18 protein-coding genes are annotated in these 22,952 nt (G+C 63.8%); 7 read left to right on the forward strand and 11 right to left on the reverse strand.

All coding sequences use genetic code 11. The features are described from left to right. Positions 1 to 17: 17 nt before the first annotated feature. Entirely contained in the window at positions 18 to 1,307 is a 1,290-nt protein-coding gene (locus DPM33_RS28335) for an RsmB/NOP family class I SAM-dependent RNA methyltransferase (protein ID WP_112100703.1), read from the reverse strand. Between DPM33_RS28335 and DPM33_RS35960 the strand changes: the two genes are divergently transcribed. Together DPM33_RS35960 and DPM33_RS28340 are read left to right on the forward strand one after the other, a co-directional pair. Next, positions 1,276 to 1,491, forward strand: coding sequence for a hypothetical protein (locus DPM33_RS35960; RefSeq protein ID WP_146770338.1), 216 nt, complete (start codon positions 1,276 to 1,278; stop codon positions 1,489 to 1,491). The two genes, DPM33_RS28335 and DPM33_RS35960, sit on opposite strands and share 32 nt — an antisense overlap. Positions 1,492 to 1,640: 149 nt before the next feature. Beyond that, positions 1,641 to 2,318, forward strand: coding sequence for an MIP family channel protein (locus DPM33_RS28340; RefSeq protein ID WP_112100704.1), 678 nt, complete (start codon positions 1,641 to 1,643; stop codon positions 2,316 to 2,318). A gap of 70 nt (positions 2,319 to 2,388) precedes the next feature. Here the strand turns inward: DPM33_RS28340 and katG are convergent, their stop codons facing one another. After that, positions 2,389 to 4,599: a catalase/peroxidase HPI gene (gene katG, locus DPM33_RS28345; RefSeq protein ID WP_112100705.1), complete on the reverse strand. Its 2,211-nt coding sequence runs from the start codon at positions 4,597 to 4,599 to the stop codon at positions 2,389 to 2,391. A gap of 175 nt (positions 4,600 to 4,774) precedes the next feature. Here katG and DPM33_RS28350 point away from each other — a divergent pair, with 175 nt between their 5' ends. Continuing rightward, positions 4,775 to 5,683: a hydrogen peroxide-inducible genes activator gene (locus DPM33_RS28350; RefSeq protein ID WP_112100706.1), complete on the forward strand. Its 909-nt coding sequence runs from the start codon at positions 4,775 to 4,777 to the stop codon at positions 5,681 to 5,683. 13 nt (positions 5,684 to 5,696) lie between these two features. Here the strand turns inward: DPM33_RS28350 and DPM33_RS28355 are convergent, their stop codons facing one another. Together DPM33_RS28355 and DPM33_RS28360 are read right to left on the reverse strand one after the other, a co-directional pair. Then, positions 5,697 to 8,249 (reverse strand): glycosyltransferase, encoded by a 2,553-nt coding sequence (locus tag DPM33_RS28355; protein ID WP_167449253.1) that lies wholly within the window; start codon positions 8,247 to 8,249, stop codon positions 5,697 to 5,699. Positions 8,250 to 8,389: 140 nt separating this feature from the next. Continuing rightward, on the reverse strand, positions 8,390 to 9,211 hold the full coding sequence (locus DPM33_RS28360; protein WP_112100708.1) for a sulfotransferase family protein: 822 nt from the start codon (positions 9,209 to 9,211) through the stop codon (positions 8,390 to 8,392). 247 nt (positions 9,212 to 9,458) lie between these two features. On the opposite strand from DPM33_RS28360, the gene DPM33_RS28365 reads away from it, so the two are divergent. Genes DPM33_RS28365 through DPM33_RS28375 form a run of 3 tightly spaced genes read left to right on the forward strand, consistent with a single transcriptional unit; the run spans position 9,459 to position 13,910 of the window. Next, entirely contained in the window at positions 9,459 to 12,191 is a 2,733-nt protein-coding gene (locus DPM33_RS28365) for a hypothetical protein (protein WP_112100709.1), read from the forward strand. 59 nt (positions 12,192 to 12,250) lie between these two features. After that, entirely contained in the window at positions 12,251 to 13,108 is an 858-nt protein-coding gene (locus tag DPM33_RS28370; protein ID WP_167449254.1) for a UbiA family prenyltransferase, read from the forward strand. 31 nt (positions 13,109 to 13,139) lie between these two features. Then, positions 13,140 to 13,910 carry a glycosyltransferase family 2 protein gene (locus DPM33_RS28375; protein ID WP_112100711.1) on the forward strand — a complete coding sequence of 257 codons (771 nt, stop codon included), beginning with the start codon at positions 13,140 to 13,142 and terminating at the stop codon, positions 13,908 to 13,910. Between the two features lie 30 nt (positions 13,911 to 13,940). Here the strand turns inward: DPM33_RS28375 and DPM33_RS28380 are convergent, their stop codons facing one another. From DPM33_RS28380 to hisS, 7 genes are all read right to left on the reverse strand, one after another. Beyond that, on the reverse strand, positions 13,941 to 14,801 hold the full coding sequence (locus DPM33_RS28380; protein WP_112100712.1) for a class I SAM-dependent methyltransferase: 861 nt from the start codon (positions 14,799 to 14,801) through the stop codon (positions 13,941 to 13,943). Positions 14,802 to 14,927: 126 nt separating this feature from the next. Continuing rightward, positions 14,928 to 15,551 (reverse strand): poly-gamma-glutamate hydrolase family protein, encoded by a 624-nt coding sequence (locus DPM33_RS28385; protein ID WP_112100713.1) that lies wholly within the window; start codon positions 15,549 to 15,551, stop codon positions 14,928 to 14,930. A gap of 129 nt (positions 15,552 to 15,680) precedes the next feature. Then, positions 15,681 to 16,784, reverse strand: a complete 1,104-nt coding sequence (locus DPM33_RS28390) for a calcium:cation antiporter (protein WP_112100714.1) — start codon at positions 16,782 to 16,784, stop codon at positions 15,681 to 15,683. A gap of 191 nt (positions 16,785 to 16,975) precedes the next feature. Further along, positions 16,976 to 18,742, reverse strand: a complete 1,767-nt coding sequence (locus tag DPM33_RS28395) for an AMP-binding protein (RefSeq protein ID WP_112100715.1) — start codon at positions 18,740 to 18,742, stop codon at positions 16,976 to 16,978. Positions 18,743 to 18,815: 73 nt separating this feature from the next. Then, complete coding sequence (hisG, locus tag DPM33_RS28400) at positions 18,816 to 19,514, reverse strand: ATP phosphoribosyltransferase (RefSeq protein WP_112100716.1); 699 nt, start codon at positions 19,512 to 19,514, stop codon at positions 18,816 to 18,818. Beyond that, positions 19,511 to 20,632: an ATP phosphoribosyltransferase regulatory subunit gene (locus tag DPM33_RS28405; protein ID WP_112100717.1), complete on the reverse strand. Its 1,122-nt coding sequence runs from the start codon at positions 20,630 to 20,632 to the stop codon at positions 19,511 to 19,513. Before DPM33_RS28405 ends, hisG begins: the two co-directional genes overlap by 4 nt. A gap of 174 nt (positions 20,633 to 20,806) precedes the next feature. Beyond that, positions 20,807 to 22,309, reverse strand: coding sequence for a histidine--tRNA ligase (hisS, locus tag DPM33_RS28410; RefSeq protein ID WP_112100718.1), 1,503 nt, complete (start codon positions 22,307 to 22,309; stop codon positions 20,807 to 20,809). 339 nt (positions 22,310 to 22,648) lie between these two features. On the opposite strand from hisS, the gene DPM33_RS28415 reads away from it, so the two are divergent. After that, positions 22,649 to 22,876, forward strand: a complete 228-nt coding sequence (locus DPM33_RS28415; RefSeq protein ID WP_112100719.1) for a hypothetical protein — start codon at positions 22,649 to 22,651, stop codon at positions 22,874 to 22,876. The last annotated feature ends 76 nt before the right edge of the window (positions 22,877 to 22,952 follow it).

Consider the following 22,952-nt stretch of genomic DNA (forward strand, 5'->3'; position numbering starts at 1 on the left):
GGCGATGCAAGCTTGCGTCAAGCGGCCCTGCGCAAGGCATGGAAATAGAACCCATCGGTGCCGCTGAGCGCCGGCGACAGCGAGATACCGCCGGCGCCGGCAATGCGCGCGGCGCCTGCATGGCCAGGGAAATGGCCATCCCAGAGCGCCTTGTGGTCGACCGGCGCAAACTCCTTGTGGCGCTCGCGGAAAGCCGCGACCTGCTCGCCGTTTTCGGCATCGAACACCGAACAGGTGATATAGACCAGCAGGCCACCCGGTTTGACGTAAGCCTGAGCCGTGTCGAGGATCGTCTGCTGTTCTGCCTTGCGGGCGTCGAGCTGCCTTTCGGTCAGCCGCCATTTGGCGTCGGGCCGCCGCCGCCAGGTGCCGCTGCCGGTGCAGGGCGCATCGATCAGCACGAGATCCATGTGCCTGGCCAGCGGCGCAAGCTCCGCAGGCTTGCTGACGACCTGGATGTTGCGGTTGTGCGAGCGGCGGATGCGCTCGAAGATCGGCGCCAGCCGCACCTTTTCCGCGTCATGGGCAAAGAGCTGGCCCGTATTGCCCATCTCGGCCGACAGTGCCAGCGTCTTGCCGCCGGCGCCGGCGCAATAGTCGAGCACCTGCATGCCGGGCGAGGCACCGGCAAGTGCCGCGGCAAGCTGCGAGCCCTCGTCCTGCACCTCGAACCAGCCTTTCTGAAAGGCCGGCTCGGCCTGCACATTGGGGTGACGGCCGTCGCCGTCGATCGGCGGGATGCGGATGCCGTGCGGTGCGATTGCCGCAGGCGCCGCGCCCGTGCCCTGCAGCTCGGCCAGCACCTTGGCGCGATCGGCCTGGAGCGTGTTGACCCTGAGATCCAGCGGCGGGCGCTGCGCCAGTGCAGCACCTTCCTCGACCCAGGCGTCGCCATAGGCCTGCTCAAGCAACGGCGCGCACCAGTCCGGCACATCCGCCCGCACCGCTTCGGGCGCCTCGGCAAGCCTTCGCTCGGCCGCCGCCTTCAACTCGGCCGCGTTGAGCGGCGGCGGCGCGAATTTGTCGCCGTCGAGCGCGCCGTTCAGCGACTGCGCCGTCTGTCCCCATTCGAGCAGCAGCGCGCCGAAGCCAATGGCGCGCGGCGTGTCCTCGCCAAACTGCCAGCCGGCCGAGCGTTTGCGGCGCAGCGCGTCATAAACGATGTTGCCGATCGCCGCGCGGTCGCCGCCGCCGGCGAAGCGATGCGACAGGCCCCAATCGCGCAAGGCGTCGGCCACCGGCCGGTGACGCCGGCCGATGTCTTCCAGAACCTCTATGGCCGCCGCCAGCCGTCCGCCCAATCGCATCCCGTTTTCCGCTTACCCTGCAAATTTGTTCCAGCCCGCTCTTAAAGCGTTTCAGGTCTGGATTGAAAGAGTTCTGTTCAGCTTCCCCGGCGAAACCACATTTTCAAACCAGGCGATTTTTGCCGAACGGTTTTTCAAAGCGGGCGATGCGATCGGAAAACAAGAACAACCGACCAGAATATGAAAGGTCTCTAATGTCTTTGACTGGTATGCACAAGCAAGCCTACCGGCTTAACCTCTCAGCTTTCCAAGTTTTGCCGGCAGGAATACTCTTGCGGCGGTGATTCGCGGTGCGGAAAAGCGCGGTCTGGCGGATCCTTTGAGGAGAGGGCAATGAAGACCTATCTGGCAGAAGTTCTCGGCACGTTCTTGTTGGTGTTCATCGGTACAGCCTCCGTTGTCACGGGCGGTTTCGGCGGCGCGTTGCCGCTCGGCCAGGAAGGCATCGGGCTGGCGTTCGGTATCGGCCTGATCGCCGCGGCCTATGCGATCGGCCCGATCTCGGGGGCGCATCTCAACCCGGCAGTCACCCTCGGCGTCTTCCTGGCGGGACGGATGCCGGCCAAGGATGTCGTCCCTTACTGGATCGCGCAGGTCATCGGCGCCGTCATCGCTTCGTTGGCGCTGTGGATCATCGTTTCCGGCCAGGCCGGCGGCCACACCGGCGGCTTCGGCGCCAATGGCTGGGACGAGACGAAATGGGGCATGAGCTCGGCCTTCCTGTGGGAACTGATCGGCACCTTCACCTTCGTCACCGTGATCCTCGGCGTCACCAACGCCAGGCACACCACCGCCTTTGCCGGCCTGGTCATCGGCCTGACGCTGGCAGGCATTCACTTCGCCATGATCCCGGTGACCGGCACCTCGGTCAATCCGGCGCGCTCGATCGGCCCGGCGCTGTTTTCGGGCGGCGCGGCGCTCAGCCAGCTGTGGCTGTTCATCGTCGCGCCGCTGATCGGCGGCGCCATTGCCGGCGTCGTCGCCAAGGCCGGCATCTTCGAGAAAGACTGATAGCTCTACATCAATGCAAAAAAGGCGCGGGGCGATGGCCCCGCGCCTTTTTCGTTGGGAGGATACGATCTTATTTCGCGATGTCGAAGCGGTCGGCGTTCATCACCTTGGTCCAGGCCCTGACGAAGTCCTTGACGAACTTGGCCTTGGCGTCGCCCGAGCCATAAACCTCGCAGAGCGCGCGCAGTTGCGCGTGCGAGCCGAAGATCAGGTCGGCGCGGGTGCCGGTCCACTTGACCTGTTTCGTCTTGCGGTCGCGCGCCTCGTAGACCTCGTCCGAGTCCGGCTCGGAGCCGGCGGCCGGATCCCAGACAGTCGCCATCGACAGCAGGTTGACGAAGAAGTCGTTGGTCAGCATGCCCGGCCTGTCGGTGAAGACGCCATGCTTCGAACCGCCGGCATTGGCGCCGAGCACGCGAAGGCCGCCGACCAGCACCGTCATTTCCGGCGCCGTCAGCGTCAGGAGCTGGGCGCGGTCGACCAGTATCGCCTCGACCGACATCGGCAGCTTGCCTCTGCTGTAGTTGCGGAAGCCGTCGACTTTCGGCTCCAGCGCGGCGAAGGAGTGCGCGTCGGTCTGTTCTTGCGAAGCGTCCATGCGGCCGGGCGTGAAGGGCACCTTCACCTCATTGCCGCCGTCCTTGGCCGCCTTCTCGACCGCGGCAACGCCGCCAAGCACGATGAGATCGGCGAGCGAGACCTTCTTGTCGCCGCTCTGCGCCGCGTTGAACTCCTTCTGGATGGTTTCGAGCTTGGCCAGCACCTTCGACAACTGGGCCGGCTGGTTGACCTCCCAGTCCTTCTGGGGGCTGAGGCGGATGCGGCCGCCGTTGGCGCCGCCGCGCTTGTCCGAGCCGCGGAAGGTCGAGGCAGAGGCCCAGGCGGTCGACACCAGCTCGGAAACCGAGAGGCCGGAAGCCAGGATCTTCGCCTTGAGTGAAGCGATATCGGCCTCGCTGACCAGCTCATGGTCGATCGCCGGGATCGGGTCCTGCCAGATCAGCTCTTCCTTCGGCACGAGCGGGCCGAGATAGCGCACGACCGGGCCCATGTCGCGATGGGTGAGCTTGAACCAGGCGCGGGCGAAGGCATCGGCGAATTGTTCCGGATGCTGATGGAAGCGGCGCGAGATCTTTTCGTAGGTAGGATCGAAGCGCAGCGCCAGGTCGGTGGTCAGCATGGCCGGCGCATGACGCTTCGAGGCATTGTGCGCGTCCGGAACCGTGCCTGCGCCGGCGCCGCCCTTCGGCGTCCACTGATGGGCGCCGGCCGGGCTCTTCGTCAGCTCCCACTCATAGTTGAACAGGTTGTCGAAGAAATTGTTGCTCCATCTGGTCGGTGTCGTCGTCCAGGTCACTTCCAGACCTGAAGTGATCGCGTCGCCGGCGATGCCGGAGGCATGCTTGCTCGACCAGCCGAGGCCCTGCGCCTCGATGCCCGCGCCTTCCGGCTCGGCGCCGACCAGCGCGGCGTCACCCGCGCCATGCGTCTTGCCGAAGGTGTGGCCGCCGGCGATCAGGGCCACCGTCTCCTCGTCGTTCATCGCCATGCGGGCGAAGGTCTCGCGGATGTCGCGCGCGGCGGCGATCGGATCCGGCTTGCCGTTCGGGCCTTCAGGGTTGACATAGATCAGGCCCATCTGCACGGCACCGAGATGGCCGCTCAGCTCGCGATCGCCCGAATAGCGCTCGTCGGCAAGCCATTTGCTTTCCGAACCCCAGTTCACGTCCTGCTCCGGCTCCCAGACGTCGGCGCGGCCGCCGGCAAAGCCGAACGTCTTGAAGCCCATCGATTCCAGCGCGACGTTGCCGGTGAGGATCAGAAGGTCGGCCCAGGAGATCTTGCGGCCGTATTTCTGCTTGACCGGCCACAGCAGCCGGCGCGCCTTGTCGAGATTGGCGTTGTCCGGCCAGCTGTTGAGCGGCGCGAAACGCTGCTGGCCGGCGCCGGCGCCGCCGCGGCCGTCGCCGATGCGGTAGGTGCCGGCGCTGTGCCAGGCCATACGTATGAACAGCGGCCCGTAGTGGCCGAAATCGGCCGGCCACCAATCCTGCGAATCCGTCATGACCTTATGCAGGTCCTTGACCACCGCATCGAGGTCGAGGCTGGCGAACTCCTTGGCGTAGTCGAAGTCCTCGCCCATCGGGTCCGAGAGGTTCGACTGCTGGTGGAGAACGGCAAGGTCGAGCTGGTTCGGCCACCAGTCACGATTGGTCCGGCCGGCGGATCCATGCGCCACCGGGCATTTGCCAGCGCTGTTGTCGTCGGTTTTCGCGTCCATCTTAGTCTCCGATTCTGCCGAGGTTTTTGCCGAGGTTGAATTTTTGCCGAGGTTGATTTTCCCGAAATTTTTCGGGGGCAGCCATCGGCCGCGCCAACCTGGAACGATTCTAGACTAGGCCGGCCAACCGATAAAGACAAATTGCCTTTCCTGTTTGTTTTGATAATTTTTGCTTATGATTGGTCTCACCGTTCGCCAGATGCTTTATTTCGACGCGCTGGCGCAGACGCTGCATTTCGGCCGGGCCGCCAGGCTTGCCGGCGTCAGCCAGCCAGCACTGTCCTCGCAGATCGCCGAGATGGAAGAACGATTGAACTGTCGTCTGTTCGAACGCGGCGGCAAGACGGTGCGGATGACCGACGAAGCGCATGCCTTGCAGCCGCGCATCGAGCGCATCCTCGCCGATATCCGTGACGTCGAAGCGACGGCGCGACGCGGCCGCCCCGCGATGGAGGGCCGCTTCCGGCTGGGCATCATCCCGACGGTGGCGCCGTATCTTCTGCCGTATGTGCTGCCGGAGCTGAAGAAGAAGTACCCTGCCCTGCAGCTCGAGCTGCGCGAGGCGGTGACGGCATCGCTGGTCGAAGACACGGCCACCGGCCGGCTCGACGCTTTCATCGCCGCGCTGCCGCTCGACCATCCGGGCCTCGTCGCGCAAGAACTGTTCCCCGATCGCTTCTTCCTGGCCGTGCCGTCGGGCGACCCGGCTTTCGCCTCGCCGCCCGTGCCGCCGGAAAGCCCGGCGCTGGAGCGGCTGATGCTGCTCGAGGAAGGCCACTGCCTGCGTGAACAGGCCCTGGCGGTCTGCGGCAATGTTCGGCCGGTGGCGATGGCAAGCTACGGCGCGACCAGCTTGACGACGTTGCTGCAGATGGTGGCGCATGGGCTGGGTGTGACGCTGGTGCCGGAGATGGCGGCAAGTGCCGCCGGCGTCATGCCGGACCTCAGGATCGTGCCGTTCCAGGAACCGATGCCGCAGCGCCTGATCTGCATGGCCTGGCGCCGCAACAAGGCGCGGCAGGACGAGTGCGCGGAACTGGCGCGGATCATTCGTGGATTGGATCAGGCGGTGCTGGGGGGTTGAGGCACAGCAGGTCTCACTGCCCTATCAGCGCATTGCGATGTCCGTAGATCTGTTTCAGCCTGGTCTCGGCGATCCTTCCTACGGCCCGCAGGCTGTGAAAATTCTCGATGAACGACTTCGCCGCGCCGCCCACGGCCCTTGCCATGTCGCGATCGTCGGCAAGCGAGGCCATGATACGCGCCGCCGCTTCGATGTCGGGTTCGGCCCACTGCTGTCCCTCGACGAAATACGGATACTGATCCGGTTCGACGTCGATCAATCTGTAGGGGACCGGAAAGCCGGTTTGGCTGCTGACGAAATCCCTGCTGCCCGAGAAATCCGTGGCGATGACCGCCTTGCCCAGGGCCATAGCTTCGGCGATGCCCAGTCCGAAGCCTTCCGAACGGTGCAAGGAGACGAAGACATCGCAAGACGCGGTAAGGCTATGCATGGCGGTGCGGGTCAGGACATCGTCGATCATGACGATCCTGCGGTCGTCCTGCGCCAGGCGCCGCACGGCGTTCAGGATCTCGACCCTCTCGGTGCTTTGGCCCATCGTCTTGATGATGAGGGAAACGTTCCGCTTCCTGTCCTGCCCGAACGCGCGCAGATACGCTTCCAGCACGGCCTGGGGATTCTTGCGGGTCGGATAGGAGGAAAAGTCGAACGCGAACAGAAATGCGGTCGCGTCATGCGGAATGCCGAAGCGGCGCCTGTTCGGCTGCACGTCGGACGGTACCGAAACCGACACCGGCATATGGATCACGGGACGATCGGTTTCGGCGGCAAACGCATCCCGCACGAAGGTCGTCGGCGCCCAGATTTCGTCGACTCGCCTCAAGCCGTCTATCCATTGCGGATGGATGCGCGGCAGTTCCCAGAACGGTCGCAGGATGTTGTAGCGGTTCTGCAACGCGGCGCTGCCTATCCCACGAACCGTGGACCCCAGCATATCGGCATTGACGCAAAAGACGTTGACGGTTTTTGACGGCGTGTCGGTAAGCCGGTCCTGGAGCGCGCGATCCTTCTGCGAGGAACGCACCTGCTCATCAAAGTTCACGACTTCATAGTTGACGTCCGCGCTCTCGAGCGAGCGGGCAAGCGAGCGCATGGCCTCGCCGACGCCGATCTCGGCGAACGGATAACCGATGAGCGAGACGCCATGGCTGAGCGGCAACGATCCGCCACCGAAGGCGGCGGGCCAGGCGCGCCTGAACAATCCGTCGAGAAAACGCTTTCTCCTCTCCGACGGGATCAGCCTGTAGAGCCATCTGATGTTGGGCTGGACTTTCATCAGCAGCCGATAGGCGCCACGCGCGACGGCTGCCGTGAGCTTCGAGGTGCGTGAACGTTTCCTGGCCTGCGCCCCGACATCGGAAATTCTTTTCGCGACAGGCCGTATGAATTCCGCGGGGACTTTCGCTTCCGCTGCACCCCCCGAAGCGAACCAATACGCGTAGCTCAGCTGCGATTGGCTTCCCCGCAAGTCGAAATGGGCCCGCAGATCGGAGCGTGACGTCCAGAGGGCGTAGGCAAATCGCGTGACGACCCCGTCGGGATTCGGCTCAAGTTTCGCCGGGCGGTTGAGATAGGCGGGCAAATCCGAGAACGGGTCACCGGAAAAGGGTTCGAGCTGCTCGCGAAAAACGCGCCTGGCCGCATCCGGAATGCGGGTCCCGTCGGTGAAAGTTCCGAAACCGTAAGGGATGCTTGAGAAATGCTTCAGCCCGAATTTCTCGAGACGATCGTGATAATCGTCGAACAGGGCCTGCAGTTCAGGGGTGCTGCCGGGCCTCCATCGTCTCTGGTGCTTCGACAGGATCGACCGGTTCCCGGGAACCACGCCGCTGAAATGGAAAAAGGCAAGCGGCACACCGTCGACCTCATAGGCATCGCCCCGCCGTCTGACCGGGCGGCTGTCGAGGTTCCAATACGCCACGTTATAGGCCGGATTGCGCAGAATGCCCGTTCCCGGGCAATAGGCCGGCCAGAGGTCGATGAATTTCTGGTCGACGAAAAGGCCGTCGGCGACCCGGTTGGAGACGCATTCGGTGCGCAGGCGTGTTTCCCACCACTTCAGCAACCGAAGCGTCTCGGGCGTGTTGGCCAGCGCCATGAAGCCCAGATTGTAGACGCCTGCCTGCATGAACGTCAGATCGTTCGGGCTGTCCCGATGCATATTCGGCGCCAGCGCGTGCGGCGTGAGAACCGACGACGCGCCGCCGTCGAGAACATCGAACAGCTCGTCGAAACGGCGGTAGGCTATGATATCGGGATCGAGATAGATGACGCGATCATATCCCTCGGCAAACAGCCGACTGAACACAGTCGGCTTGATCGCAGTGTTCAACTCCATGACGTCGTAGCGGAAGCTGAAGGCCCGGCGATCCGGCAGGTCGAGTTCGTCGAAGAAGACACACTCGTCGAATTCGGGGAAATCGCCGGCGCTCAGGTCGTCGCGCCGCGTATCGGCGACGGCGACTATGCGCCCGACATCCGGGTGGTATGTGGCCAGGGACGAGGCAAGCGCGCGCGCATAGTGCAGATAGTTCCAGGAAGAGATCGTGAAGAACGCGGTCCTTGCCACACCAACTCCAGCCCAGTCCGCCTTTGACCCGCGGTCCATGGCGCAAGCCGGACCTGAGATCATATCGATGCGCCAAAGGCAAGCTTGCCCGGCGCCTGACTGGTTTCTCCGGCCGGCTCGCGGCCACCTGCCCGCCTGCCTCAATATCCCCAAAGGGCCGACAGGTCGCGCCCGATCAATCTTCCGGCAATCTTCACGTCCGGGGCAAAAAGCGCTCTCAGCTCGGCAATCAGCTCCGGCTCGACCGTCGGCGGTTCATCCGCCACCTGGTTTTCCCATACCCGCCGGTCGATCGCGACGCCAAGGAATGACCGCAAGCCTCGCTCCCACCGGCCCCTTCGCCAGAACCCGCGAGGTTGCAGCAGATCCTCATAGACCAGAACCAGGATCCGCTTCCTGGGAAAGCAACCGAAATAGCGTTCGAGATTCCGCCCGTAGAAGGAGTGCGTCATATTCAGCGCGGCGGAATACCAGCGATATGGCTCCAAGGGACCCGCCCGCAGATCGGACAGGCCTTTCCTGATGTAAGCGTTGACGTCGAGGCGAAGATCGATGTCCAGCGAAGGATCTTTCGTCTGCCGCATGTGGGTGTACTGCGAAAGCACGCGGGCTACCGGCTCGCGCAGCGTGGCGATGATCATGGCGTCGGGATTGTATGACCTGATGCTTGAGGGCACCTGCGCGTCCGACAGATAGACCGGCGAGAAGTCGGCGATGTAGCGGTGCTGCCCGCGCGCTCCGGCAAAACGCAGATCGTAAAGTGTCTGGGTCAGTTCGGGCGTGATGCCGAAGCCATTGACCTCTTTGCCGTCCGGAACAAAAACCTGTCCCGTCGCGGCCAGCATCTTGGCGAGGCTGGTGGTGGCCGTGCGAGGCGCCCCGACGCCAAACAGGTTCACGCGTCGGGCATCCTGGATGCCGCGCGTTCGCAAACCCTGCCGGGCGGTATTCTGGTCGCTCATGGTTTCTCCACTTCGCGGCAAATCGACCAGGCCGCAAGGCAGATAAAGGCCGTTTGAACAATTTGTTTCGTCTGCCGCTGCCGGCTTTGATGGGGATGTTCGCGGCAGCGACGCCCGTCTGGCCTCGCAAGCCCGCGAAGCCGTCCGGCAAACAGTCTTTTGTCAATGCATGGAAACGGGCTGTTGAAGCATCCGAACCGCGTCGATATAGGTCGGCTGCAACATCGCACGGCATGGGGTCAGGGCATTGCCAACCGAAGCAGGTTCGGCCCGTGCGCCGGGGCAAGAGCAATCATCCGGGCTTGCGCAGCGCAGCACGCTCAGGGATTTCGCGATCGCGATCCTGCTTGGACTTGCCGCCTTCGTGGTCTTCAACGCCAATATGCGGTCGATCCCGGCAGGCGACACATATGCCGCGCGCTATCTGCCTTTCTCGATCTGGCGCAACCACAGCCTGCTTCTCGATCCTATCGTCGACGTGGTCGCGCAGGGCCGCCAGCCGCCGGCGGTTCAAGGCAAGGGCAGCAGCGCCTATTGGATATTGAAGGGACGTGACGGTCATTTCGTCTCGCAATATCCTCTCGCCGTCCCGGTGATGATCGCGCCGGCCTATCTGCCTGTCATCAAATATCTGCAAGCAAGAAACTGGAATCCGCTGCTGCTCGACCGGGTCGCGCGGGCCATGGAGAAGCTTTGCGCATCGCTGCTCGCGGCCGCTTCGGTGGCGCTTTTCTACCTCTTGCTGCGGCGGCGCAGCACGCCGCGAATTGCGGCGCTTCTCACCCTGCTTTACGCCTTCGGCACGACGACCTGGGTGATCAGCAGCCAGGCGCTCTGGATGCATGGGCTGGCCGAGCTGCTGGTCGTCGTCACCATGCTGCTGATCACCGGGCGATGCAGCCCGGCGCGCGCGGCCGCGGCCGGCTTCCTCTGCGCCCTCATTGCAGTGAACCGCCAGCCCGACGCCGTACTGGCGGCAAGCCTCGGACTCTACGGCCTCTGGTGGGCCGGACGGAGGATTCCACTGTTGGTGATCGCGGGCCTGATCCCGGTTGGACTGGTCGTCGCCTACAATCTGGACGTCGTCGGCAATCTCGCCGGTGCCTATGCCCTGGTCGGTCGTTCCCACGACTACAATTACAATGTGATCGAAGGCATTGCCGGCCTGTTGTTCAGCCCGATGCGCGGCCTTTTCGTCTTCTCGCCGTTTCTGTTGTTCGTGCCGCTCTTCCTGGCGCCAATCCTGCGCGACGCGAAGATGCGCGGCCTCACAATCGCGATGCTGTGCGCCATCGTCGTGCAGGTGGTGCTCTATGCTTTTGTCGACTGGCGGCAGGGTGTATCGTGGGGACCGCGCTGGCTCACCGATTTCGTTCCGATGCTGATCTGGATGCTGCCGCCGGTCCTGGCGGCGCAGTCGCCAAGGAGCCGGGCTGCGTTCGCGCTGGCCGGCTGCGTGGCAATCGCCATCCAGGCGATCGGCGCGTTCTGGTACACCGGCGCGTCGGACAATGTGCTGATTGCTGCGACGGGCGCGGACAAGATGCGGGCAGCTTGGGATATCAACAATGCTGCCTTTATCGCCGAACTGAGACATCCGCCGGCTCCGATGGATCTCTTCGCCGAGCTCGCCGGCAGCGTCGACCAGATCAATGTCATTCAGATCCCGCCATCTACCAACGTGATGTCGCGACGGGTCGAGGCCCTGGGCTGGGCGCTCGTCGACAGGAAAACGCCCCTGGACGTCGCGGTGTCGGTGGATGGCCAACCGATGGGCGGTACGGTCCAGTTTTTCGAACGCAGCGACGTCGTCAAGGCTCTTGGAAGCTCAAATCCGGCGGGCTGGCGTGTCGCCTTCCCTGCCAATCAACTGGGACCTGGCGAGCATATCCTGACGGCGCGCGTCCGCGCGCAGACCGGCAGCGTGCCGCGGCTGCTCGTGGAGCGCAAATTTAGCCTGGCGCCGGATGCGGAGATGATGAATGTCGCGCTCAAGGCAGAACAGGCCTTGGCCGGACGTCTGCAGGCGCCCGGCTACTGGCTGACGTCGTTCACCAGCGGCCTGGAGTTCGTCAAACCACATCCGGAGCTGAACACATATCTGAATAGTTTGGTCCTCGACGTCATGACGCCGGTGGCGAAAGAAGCCGGGATCGAGGACACGCTGGTGCGGGTGCGCCGCTACCTGAGCGACCAGATCGAGCCGGATGGCCTGGTCCGATACCATGGCCGGCCCGACGCGCCGACGATCGGAAAGCTCGGCTGTGCCATCACGCCGGACGCCGACGACACGGCCCTGGTCTGGAGAGCCGCTCCCGGCAAACGAACGGAATTGCTGTCGAAGGCGCTGGCCACCCTCGACCAGTATAAAAGGCCGGACGGCCTTTATCGGACCTGGCTTGCGCCGCGTGAGCGCTACCAATGCCTCGATCCGGGCAAGGATCCGAACCCGGCCGATCTCGGCATCCAGATGCATGTCTACATGCTGCTGGCCCGGCAAGATCCGGCCGCGGCGCAGGCGCTGTGCGAAGCGATGGCGCGCAAGGCGAATGACGACGATGTCTGGGTGTACTACGCCAAGGCGCCGCTTCTTCTCGCCCTGCGGCTCGCGGATCTGCGCAAGGCCGGCTGCAAGCTGAAAATCGCGCCATCGCGGCTGCAGAGTGCAGTGCCCGGGCAGGATATCTGGATCCGGGTGGCCGAGCTGATTGGCCAAACGGAGAACGGCGACGCCACGGGACAGAGCCGCCTGGAGACGGCCCAAATTCTCGGCAAAATCGCCGAGAACGATTTCTCCTTGCTCAACAGCGCGCCGCCGCTGTTCTATCACAACGATCTGAGCGCCACGGTCCGGCGATTCTACTGGTCACAGGAACTCGGCTATGCGCTCTGGCTGAGGCTTTACTTCGCCAACCAGTCCGGGCAGACAACGCTGTCGTGCCGCCCCAGCGGCCCCGAACAGAAATGTGGTGAAATATGACACCGCTCGAACCGGCAGTCGCGATCCGTTCCAGATCGATACGATCGTGGTCCCTGCTGTTGTCCAGCATCCGTTTCGACGAAGTCTGCGCGCTACAGGGCACACCGCTGATCGGAGCGACGCTTTCGATCGGCGCCCTGACGATGAACACCATGCTGGAGGCGGGCGTCGTCGTCGCCGGCAATCTCTGCCTCGTCGCGCATGTCTTTCTGTTCAACGACTGGTCCGGCATCGACGGCGACGTCAACGATCCCAAGCGGGCGGCGGACACTTTTGCCGCAAAAGGCCTGCCGCGAAGCGAGGTTGGATATCTCGCGCTTTCGCTGCTGGCGCTCAGCCTGTTGCTGTTCGCGATGGTCGGCGCGACGCCTTTCTTCATCGGGCTGGCGATCGCCGGCCTGAGCGCGCTTTATTCGGCGCCCGGCCTCCACCTCAAGGGCACGCCGCTTTTCAGCTCCGCCCTTCACCTTTCGGGCGGCGCGCTGCATTTTCTCCTCGGCTACGCGGCCTTCTCGGCAATCGACGCGCGTGGCCTCCTCATCAGTTGCTTCTTCGCGCTCGTCTTCACAGCCGGTCATTTCACCCATGAAGCCCGCGATCACGAGGGCGACATGTTCAACGGGATCCGCACGAACGCGGTCGCCTTCGGCAAGATGCAAGGCTTCGTTGCCGGCCTGGCGCTTTTTACGGCGGCCTATGTCCTGCTGGTCGGCCTCGCGTTTTACCGCTTGGTCCCGCACGTGCTGATGCTGGCCGCGCTGCTCTATCCGCTGCACCTCGCGGCCTCGTTGCGGGCGCTGCGGGCCGGCCTCGGCTTTGAAAGCCTGGTCAGCCTGCAGCGCTGCTACCGCGTGCTCTACGCAATCATAGGCATCGTGACGGTCGTTGCCACGCTGACACCCCTGTCGGCACCATAATCCGCTAAACAGCCAGGCGCCGCTTCGTCCAATGCTTTCGATCATCGTCCCGGTCTTCAACGAGGTGGCAACCCTGCCGGGCGTACTTGCCATGGTCAGCGAGGCGCTGCCGGCCGTCGACAAGGAAATCATCGTCGTGGACGACGGATCGACCGACGGAACCCGCGAGTGGTTGCGGACCAATTTTCCGGACGGTCCTCGCGGCGGCGGCACCATCAGCGTCGACGCGCACAATAACCTGGTCGTCGCCACGGCTCAGCCGGCGGCCAGCATAATCATTCGACCGGCCTACCACCAGGAAAACAGCGGCAAGGGCGCCGCGGTGCGTACCGGACTTGCGGCCGCGAGCGGCGACGTTGTCGTCATCCAGGACGCCGACCTCGAATATGATCCCGCCGATTGGACCGTGATGTACGATCTCATCGCCAGGCGCAAGGTGGCCGACGTGGTCTACGGCTCGCGCTTCCATGGCCGGCCGCACCGTTCGTTGTACTTCCACCATTATGTGGCGAACAGGTTCATCTCGCTGACGTTCAACCTGCTCTACAACCAGACGCTCACCGACATCGAATGCTGCTACAAAATGTTCACGCGCGCCGTCAAAGAGCGGCTGCGCCTCACCTGCGATGATTTCGGCTGCGAGATACAAATGAGCGCGCAGATCGCGCGCGCCGGTGGCCTGCGCATCTATGAGGTCGGCATCAGCTATTACGGCCGGACCTATGACGAGGGCAAGAAAATCGGCTGGCGCGACGGGATCAAGGCACTCTGGTATCTGATCCGGTTTCGCGTTTCCCCCTGATGCCAGCCGGGACCGCCGGGCTTACACGGATCAAGAACGTCCGATCTTGGATGGATCCTGGGTGACAACCGGCGGCGGCTTCTTGCCATAGGGAGCAACGTCCTCGCCGAGTTCGACCGGCGCGCCCTGCCCCTTCTTCCGGATGTGAAGCACCCATTGAAAGCCCCTGATCCCCGGAGGCTTCGCCAACGTCACCTGCAGGCCGGCGCTCGCAAGCAGCTCCACCAGCCAGGTCCGGTCGAATATCGTCGCATTGGTCGGATCGAATTCGTTGATGTACAGCGCGTTCTGGAAATCTTGCATCATCGGGAAATTCTTCTTCTCGAACAGGAACCAGGTCGAGACGAGAATTCCGCGATCATGAAGGACCCGCGCCGTCTCGTCGATGTAGTGCTCGGTCTGCCGCTGGGTGGTGTGGGTAAAGACCGACCAGGCAATCACCAATGTCGCGGCGCCGTCCTCGACCGGGAACGGGGCGAAGCGCGGCAGGGACGGATCGGGATTGAATCCGGGATTGAAGACGTTGTGATGCGCGAAGGTAAAATCGGGGTTGGCGGGCGTCAAATTCTCCTGGCACCACTTCACCATGCCTTCGTGCAGGTCGATACCCTGGTACCTCGCCGGCGGCGGCGACTGCTGCATCATCTGCCTGGCAAGCCGGCCGCAGCCCGAGCCGAAGTCGAAAACATTGTCGTAGGCACCATCCGGCAGGCCGGCAAAGACAGGCGCGCGGCGCGGGTTGTCGAACATCTCAGGGTCGGTCGGACCGACCAGCTGCCGCATTTCAAACGGCGGAATGGGCAGTTCGGCCGGCAAGGGATTTGCGCCGCCATTCTCCGCCGCCACCCCCACTTGCCGCGTCCACAGACCCTTCATCGACCACGACGACATGGGGATCAACTCCAGTTCCCGAGTGCGGTTCGCAGAAACCGCTCCGTCTCTTCGTTTCGACGCAATTCCGCACGGAGAGCCGCTGCGCGCTTTTCCCGGAATTGCTCCGGTGAAAGGCGATGCGGCTTAGGACACCGCCCATGATTGAACACCATTTTGGGCATCGAACATCTCGATTGCCTTGCGAACAGCATCACAGAATCTTTCCAGAAGTTCCGGCTCGTTGCCGATTCGACGGCGCAGCGAGAAGGGTATTTCCAGTTGCGCTCCTTTCCCCGTCAATCCCCGGTTGACGATGTTCAAATCCTGGATACCGGGAAACGGATGGTCATCCTTTCTCGTCTCGAAGCCGGCGGCCTGCAGACGCCAGGCTATTTCTGAAACCAACGCGGCGTCCTTGCCGCCCATGTAGACTGCCGAGGGATCTTCGCGGTCCTGACGACCGTGGATAGCGACGACGGTGGACTTCGTCCGCAACAGTTCGAGCGCGGATTCCTCGTCGAAATTCCTGGACGTTATGTGCAGCTCCCGATTGCTTTCCGGCATGAGGCCCTCAAAGCAATACATATCGAGATCACGCCCTGCTATCGTCTCGGTGATAAGGGATGTGCGGGGTTCGATTTTCCCGCCATGGGGAGCGATGACAATCGCATTGCCGGTTCGCGCGCCGCGCCGGACGACGATGCGATAGTCCACGTTTTCGGTTTTGGCGGCCTTCAATGCCGCGAAATTTGGGAACTCGTTGTCCATGACCTTATCCAATACGCGTGCCGAGCGATCGCGCCCTCCGGCTCGTTGCGAAGGCTAACTATTTCAATCCCGCTCCACGCCGTCTCTGTACCACCAGCCCAGCTCATCACTGCATCCGATCGCCAGCTGTCACGGCACAAATGTCAGAAATACGTAGGTAAAAAACACCACGATATGGACCATGCCCGTCAGGAATGTCGTTCTCTCGGTGCTGAAGCTTACATTGCATATCAGGAGCGCCAAGACCAAAAGGACTGCATCAGCCGACGGAACGCCCAAGGTCAGCCCTCTGCCCGTCAGCAGGCTGGCGGCCGCGACCGCCGGTATCGTCAAGCCGATCGTGGCGCAAGCCGAACCCATCGCCACGTTCAAGCCGCGCTGCAGCTCATTGTTGAGCGAGGCGCGAACCGCCGAAATGGCTTCCGGCATCAGAACCAGCCCCGCGATCAACGCCCCCACGATGCTGTCGGCCTGGGTGACCTGGTAGGCAACGAGCGTATCCTCGACACTTGCGGCGACCTGCTCGGCAAGCATCACAATTCCGACCAGCCCGCTCAACAGCAGCAGGGCGGCGACAGAAACGCTTTCGTGAGAGGCAGATCGCATCGGCGCTTCGTGTGCCTGTCCTTCGACGAAGTCTTCGCGGTGCCGGACGGTCTGGGCGAACACGAAACTTGCATAGAGCACCACTGAAAGCGTGCTTACAAAACCAAGCTGAGCCGCCGAAAACGTGCCGGGGTCAGTGGTTTGAGTATAGGTCGGCAGGATCAGGATCATGACGCTCAGCGCAATCAGGACAGCCAGATACGCGCTGGTGCCTTGCCGAACGATTGCCTGCTTGCGATGACGCCAGCCGCCAAGCGTGAGACACATGCCGACCACGCCGGTGGAGGTAATCATCACGGTCGAGAAAACGGACTCACGTGCCAATGTCGGGTTGTTCTCCCCATGCAGCATCATGGAAACGATGATCGACACTTCGATTGCCGTCACGGCAAAGGTCAGCACCAATGTTCCGTATGGCTCCCCTACGCGCCGGGCCACTGCCTCGGCGTGGTCGAGCACCACGAAAATGGTGATGAACATGATCGCGCTCGAAAGCGCTCCGACAAGGACCCTGACGTTCAGCGAGCCTTCGTCCACCGAAAGGCCGCTGGCCCTGACCGCGACAGCCATCGCCAGGGCGGCCAATGGCATCGTGTAGGAAGTCACTGAACGTCCGAAACCAGTCATTCGAGCCCCCAAACGCAGCCCCTTTTGCGCGAACTTAGCGGAAATGCGTGCAGGGAGCATCCAGCCTAAGCCTGAAACGCCGCAGCCCGGCGTCCGACGCTTCAAGCGACGTCGATCCACAGCCGCCGGCGACGCCGCAGGGTTGCGGCGTGGCTGTATTCAGCACTGTGACAAAATCGATATGCCCCTTCTCACGCCGTCTTCTGCACCACCAGTCCCAGTTCCTCGACCATTGCCTCGCGCATCAGGAACTTCTGCGGCTTGCCGGTGACGGTCATCGGCAGTTCGGTTCGGAAGCGGATGTAGCGGGGAACCTTATAGTGGGCGATCTGGCCGGCGCAGAAGGCCTTGATCTCCTCGGCGGTGGCAATCTGGCCGGGCTTCAAGACGATCCAGGCGCAGAGCTCTTCGCCAAATTTGTCGTCGGGAATGCCGAAGACCTGCACTTCCTTGATCTTGGGATGGCGGTAGAGGAATTCTTCGACCTCGCGCGGATAGACGTTCTCGCCGCCGCGGATGACCATGTCCTTCACCCGGCCGACGATGTTGCAATAACCCTCGGCATCGATGGTGGCGAGGTCGCCGGTGTGCATCCAGCCGTCGGCGTCGATCGCCTCGCGCGTCTTCTCGGCGTCGTCCCAATAGCCCTTCATCACCGAATAGCCGCGCGTGCAGAGCTCGCCAGGCTCCCCGACCGCGACGGTGGCGCCATCGGCGCCGATCGCCTTGACCTCGACATGCGGGTGGATGCGGCCGACGGTGGAGACGCGCTTTTCCAGCGGATCGTCGACGCCGCTCTGGAAGGAGACCGGGCTGGTTTCGGTCATGCCGTAGGCGATGGTCACCTGGCTCATATGCATCAGCGACACCACCTTCTTCATCACCTCGATCGGGCATGGCGAGCCGGCCATGATGCCGGTGCGCAGGCTGGACAGGTCGAAGGTCGAAAAATCGGCATGGTCGAGCATGCCGACGAACATGGTCGGCACGCCGTAGAGGCCGGTGCATCGCTCCTGCGCGACGGCCTTCAGCGTCGCGCCGGCATCGAAGCCCTCGCCGGGGAACACCATGGTGGCGCCCTTGGTGACGCAGCCCATCGTGCCCATCGACATGCCGAAGCAATGATAGAGCGGCACCGGGATGCAGAGCCGGTCGTCGACCGTGAGCTTGATCGCCGAGGTAACGAAATTGCCGTTGTTGACGATGTTGGAATGCGTCAGCGTCGCGCCTTTCGGCGCGCCAGTGGTGCCTGATGTGAACTGGATGTTGATGGCGTCGCCCGGCTTCAGGCTTTCGGAGATGCGGTCGAGGCTGTCATGCTCGTCGCGGCCGGCCATGGCCAGTACATCGCCGAAATTGAACATGCCGGGCGAGTTGTCGTCGCCCATGCGGATGACGATCTTCAGCGCCGGCAGCTTTTTCGCCTTGAGCTTGCCCGGCTCCGCCGTGGCGATTTCCGGGGCCAGCGTCTCGATCATGCCGAGATAGTCGGAGGTCTTGAAGCTGACCGCGGTGACCAGTGCCTTGCAGCCGACCTTGTTGAGGGCATATTCGAGCTCGGTCAGCCGGTAGGCCGGGTTGATGTTGACCAGGATCAGGCCGATGCGGGCAGTGGCGAACTGCGTCACCAGCCATTCCCAGCGGTTGGGCGACCAGATGCCGACGCGGTCGCCCTTTTCCAGCCCGAGCGCCAGGAAGCCAGCGGCCAAAGCATCGACCGCGTCCGACAGCTCGCTCCAGGTGAAGCGCTTGTCCTGGCCGACGAAAACAGCGGCGTCGAGTGTGGCGTATTTGCTCACCGTGTCGGAGAACAGTTCAGGGATGGTCTTGCCGAGCAAGGGCACCGAGCGGTCGCCCGAGACATGCGCCTTACCGCCCACCGGGGCAATGAAGGTACCACTCGCGCGATGCCCGCGCAGATTCGTGGCGTTCATAAGCTCGTCGAGTTTGATCGCCATCGCCGTCTCCTCCCGGGATGACTGAGCCTATCAGCCTGCAATGGCGGTGGAAACCCGCCGAAGGTAGGGAGGGCTAAGCGACCAGAGCGCTCATTTTGGCTGCGATATCGCGCAGCCGCGCCTCGTCCGCGGCATCACGCTGCTTCTTCGAAGCGACGAGACAGGCCTGCGATTTCAGGATCGTGCCATCGCCCAAGACCTTGAGGTGGTTGGCGCGCAGCGTCGAGCCGGTGGTGGTGATGTCGACGATGACGTCGGCCAGGCCGGCGGCGGGCGCGCCTTCGGTGGCGCCGAGGCTTTCGACGATGCGGTAGACCTGGATGCCGTGCTTGAGCGAAAAGAACTGCTGCGTCAGCCGCCAGTATTTGGTGGCGATGCGCAAGCGCCGGCCGTGGCGCTGGCGGAAATCGGCGGCGACATCGTCGAGATCGGCCATGGTATCGACATCCAGCCATATATCCGGCACGGCGACCACGACATCGGCGTGGCCGAAGCCGAGGCGCGCGACGATCTCGGCGCGCGCCTCCCAGTCGGCCAGGTTTTCGCGCAAAAGATCCTCGCCGGTGATGCCGAGATCGACGGCGCCCTGGCCGATCTCGCCAGCGATCTCGGACGCGGAGAGAAAGGCCACCTCGACATTGTCGAGGCCGTCGATGCGGGCACGGTATTTGCGGTCGTCCTGCGGCAGCGTGACCGCCAGGCCGGCCTTGGCCAGCACTTCGATGGACTGCTCCTTGAGCCGGCCTTTCGAGGGGATCGCCAGCGTGATCATCGCGTGCCCTCCCGCAGGGCGTCGATACGGTCGAGCCAGACAGAGAAGCCGACGCCGGGGATCGGCTTCTTGGCGCCGAGCAGCGTCAGCAGCCGGTCGTAGCGACCGCCGCCGGCCACCGGCCGGTCGCCGCCTTGCGCCACGATCTCGAAGACCAGACCGGTGTAGTAGTCGAGCGGACGGCCGAAGGCGGCATCGTAGCGGATTTGCGCCGCGGACAGGCCATGCGCCTCGATCGCCTTGGCGCGAGCGGCGAAATTCTCCAGCGCCGGGCCAAGCGAGAGGCCGGCATCGGCGGCGAATTTTTCGAGCGCCGCGGTCGCGCCGCTGAGCGCCACGTCGATCTCGAGAAAACCTTTCAGCGCCGAGAAGGCGTCGTCTGACAGACGCACGCTGCGCAGTTGCGCCTTCTCGATCAGCCTGCGCGCTATGTCGGCCGGCGCGCGGCCGCCAGAAGCCGACAGCCCGGCCTCCTCCATGCCGCCGGCAATGTGCCCGGCGAGGCCGTCCGCATCGCCGTCGAGCACCAGCAAGGCGACCGGCCCGGAGAGCTGGCTGTTGCGCGGCGGATTGGCGAGATCGGCAAGGGCCGCCTCCAGCATCGGCGCCGAGCCGAAGGCGCGCGCAAGCCGCATGCGCCAGCCGCGCGGCAGACCAAGGGCCGCCAGCACCGCTTCGAACAGGGTCTGGTCGCCGAGCGTTATCGCCAGCGGCTTTCCGGGCAGCACCAGGGACAGCAGCGCATGCGCGTCGGCAAGCGAACGGGCATCGGCGGCGGCGGTGTCACCATCGCCGAGATCCTCGATGCCGGCCTGGAAGAACTCGTTGCCGCCCTCGCGGCGCTGGCGGAACACTTCGCCCAGATAGGAGTAACGGCGCGGCGTGCCGGCCTGGCTGGCGATGTGGTCGAGGCAGACCGGAATGGTGAATTCAGGACGCAGGCAGAGCGTCTTGCCGGTCTCGCTTTCGGTCAGGAAGATGCGGCGGCGCAGGTCCTCGCCGGCCATGTCGAGGAACGGATCGGCCGGCTGCAGGACTGCGACTTCGACCGCGCGCGTGTCGCGGGTGGCGAAGAGGTTGGTGATGTCGGCGGCGATGGCGGGGTAGCGGGAGGTCATAAAGGGCCACCTCCCCTTCTCCCCTTGTGGGAGAAGGTGGCCGAGCGAAGCTCGGTCGGATGAGGGGTATTGGAAGAAATGAGGCGTTGGCGTTCCCTGGAACACCCCTCATCCGTCTCGGCGCTGCGCGCCGATCCACCTTCTCCCTCAAAGGGAGAAGGAAAGGTCGGCGCCCTACCTTCCACGTGCCCGCTCCTCGGCCTGCGCCGCCAATATCCTCTTCACTTCAGCGACCAGTTCACCCTCCGCCACCGTCACCTGAGCCGGCCTTGCGGCGCGCCATTCGGCGTTGTCGGTGATCTCGGCCGACATGCGCGCGCCTTCGATCAGGTCCTTGATCTGCACCTCGCCCCTGGCGCGCTCGTCGCCGCCCTGGATGATGGCGACCGGGCTGCCGCGGCGATCCGCGTATTTCAGCTGCGCCTTCATGCCGGCGCCACCGAGATACATTTCGCAGCGGATACCGGCGGCGCGCAGGTCGGCGACCATCTTCTGGTAGCGACCGAGGCTTTCGGTGTCCTTGTCCATAACCAGCACGACGACGGGGGCGATGACGTCGGAGGTGTCGAGCTTGCCGAGGTTCTTCAGCGCCGTCATCAGGCGCGAGACGCCGATCGAAAAACCGGTCGCCGGCACCGGCTCGCCGCGGAAGCGCGAGACCAGCCCGTCATAACGGCCGCCGCCGCCGACCGAGCCGAAGCGCACGATCTGGCCTTCGTCGTTGGGGATCTCGGCCAGCAGCTCGGCCTCGAAGACCGGGCCGGTGTAATATTCGAGGCCGCGGACGACGGAACGATCCATCAGGACGCGGTCCTCGCCATAGCCTGCTGCCCTGACCAGGGCCTCGATCGTTGCCAGTTCGCCGACGCCTTCCTGGTACACGGCATTGGCGCTGACGCCAGAATCCTGGCCGGCCTGTCCGTTCCTGGCCGTCGCGAGCAGAACCGCTTCGGCCTGTGCGTCATCCAGTCCGGCGCCCTTGGCGAAGTCGCCTTCGCCTTCCTTGCCGCCGTCCCAGCGCCCTGGGCCAAGCAGCAGCTTCACGCCTTCCGGGCCAAGCTTATCCAGCTTGTCGATGGCGCGCAGCACGGTCAGCCGGCGGCCCGCATTGTCCTCGCCGCCGAGCCCGATGGCCTCGAGCACGCCATCCAATACCTTGCGGTTGTTGACGCGGATGACGTAGTCGCCGCGCTTGATGCCCAGCGCCTCCATCACATCGGCCATCATCATCGCCATCTCGGCGTCGGCGGCGACGCCCGGCGTGCCGATCGTGTCGGCGTCGAACTGCATGAACTGGCGGAAGCGGCCGGGGCCGGGCTTTTCGTTGCGGAACACCCAGCCCGAGCGGTAGCTGCGATAGGGTTTCGGCAGCTTGTCGAAATTCTCGGCGACGAAGCGCGCCGTCGGCGCGGTCAGGTCGTAGCGTAGCGACAGCCACTGCTCGTCATCGTCCTGGAAGGAGAACACGCCTTCGTTCGGCCGGTCCTGGTCGGGCAGGAATTTGCCCAAAGCATCGGTGTATTCGATCATCGGCTGGTCGACCGGCTCGAAGCCGTAGAGCTCATAGACCGAGCGGATGGTGGCCATCATCTTCTCGACGGCGCGGATGTCTTCGGCGCTGCGGTCGGCAAAACCGCGCGGCAGCCGCGCTTTCGTCTTTTCCGATTTGTCGGCCATGATGAAATCTTTTCCAGTCAGCAGTGACTTATTTCGAGCGCGCGTTTCCTAGACGATGCGGCTTTGAGCGGCAAGGGTGCCGACCTCTCCTTCTCCCCTTGCGGAGAAGGTGGATCGGCGCACAGCGCCGAGACGGATGAGGGTGTTCCAGGGGAGTGAGACACCGGCTTCCCCTGGAACACACCTCATCCGGCCGCTTCGCGGCCACCTTCTCCCACGAGGGGAGAAGGAAGAACCGAAACAAAACCACACCAAAACGAAACAATTCCGCCATGGCTGCGGCATCGTGCCGACACAATCGAGGACGATAAAGCGCGCCGAAACAAGGGGTTCGGGGCCATGACCACGGCTGAAGACATCATCGAGAGCGAGACTGCAAGGCTGAGGCCTGCCGGGGTTCCGACGCTGAAACCGGCGCAGCAGCCGGCCGGGCCGTTCGAGGTTGCGGCGGCTAAGCCGAGCGCGCGCGATGCGCTGGTGACCGGGCTTTTGGTCATCTATCCGGCTTTCGCGGCGGTGGCGGCGATCCTGGCCGGGCTGTTTTTGGCCGGCGCCAGCAGCGTTTGATTTTGGGGCCACCGAGAAATCTCGAAGGTCGGCGCCGCCCCTCATCCGCCCTTCGGGCACCTTCTCCCCGTAAACG

It is taken from the genome of Mesorhizobium hawassense (assembly GCF_003289945.1).
In the GTDB taxonomy this organism is placed as follows: Bacteria; Pseudomonadota; Alphaproteobacteria; order Rhizobiales; family Rhizobiaceae; genus Mesorhizobium; species Mesorhizobium hawassense.

Bases quoted from the DNA above. Each gene is read 5' to 3' on its own strand.
- DPM33_RS35960 (WP_146770338.1), top strand. From the start codon at position 1,276: ATGGCCGCCGCCAGCCGTCCGCCCAATCGCATCCCGTTTTCCGCTTAC.
- DPM33_RS28335 (WP_112100703.1), bottom strand. From the start codon at position 1,307: ATGCGATTGGGCGGACGGCTGGCGGCGGCCATAGAGGTTCTGGAAGAC.
- DPM33_RS28340 (WP_112100704.1), top strand. From the start codon at position 1,641: ATGAAGACCTATCTGGCAGAAGTTCTCGGCACGTTCTTGTTGGTGTTC.
- katG (WP_112100705.1), bottom strand. From the start codon at position 4,599: ATGGACGCGAAAACCGACGACAACAGCGCTGGCAAATGCCCGGTGGCG.
- DPM33_RS28350 (WP_112100706.1), top strand. From the start codon at position 4,775: ATGATTGGTCTCACCGTTCGCCAGATGCTTTATTTCGACGCGCTGGCG.
- DPM33_RS28360 (WP_112100708.1), bottom strand. From the start codon at position 9,211: ATGAGCGACCAGAATACCGCCCGGCAGGGTTTGCGAACGCGCGGCATC.
- DPM33_RS28375 (WP_112100711.1), top strand. From the start codon at position 13,140: ATGCTTTCGATCATCGTCCCGGTCTTCAACGAGGTGGCAACCCTGCCG.
- DPM33_RS28380 (WP_112100712.1), bottom strand. From the start codon at position 14,801: ATGTCGTCGTGGTCGATGAAGGGTCTGTGGACGCGGCAAGTGGGGGTG.
- DPM33_RS28385 (WP_112100713.1), bottom strand. From the start codon at position 15,551: ATGGACAACGAGTTCCCAAATTTCGCGGCATTGAAGGCCGCCAAAACC.
- DPM33_RS28390 (WP_112100714.1), bottom strand. From the start codon at position 16,784: ATGACTGGTTTCGGACGTTCAGTGACTTCCTACACGATGCCATTGGCC.
- DPM33_RS28395 (WP_112100715.1), bottom strand. From the start codon at position 18,742: ATGGCGATCAAACTCGACGAGCTTATGAACGCCACGAATCTGCGCGGG.
- hisG (WP_112100716.1), bottom strand. From the start codon at position 19,514: ATGATCACGCTGGCGATCCCCTCGAAAGGCCGGCTCAAGGAGCAGTCC.
- DPM33_RS28405 (WP_112100717.1), bottom strand. From the start codon at position 20,632: ATGACCTCCCGCTACCCCGCCATCGCCGCCGACATCACCAACCTCTTC.
- hisS (WP_112100718.1), bottom strand. From the start codon at position 22,309: ATGGCCGACAAATCGGAAAAGACGAAAGCGCGGCTGCCGCGCGGTTTT.
- DPM33_RS28415 (WP_112100719.1), top strand. From the start codon at position 22,649: ATGACCACGGCTGAAGACATCATCGAGAGCGAGACTGCAAGGCTGAGG.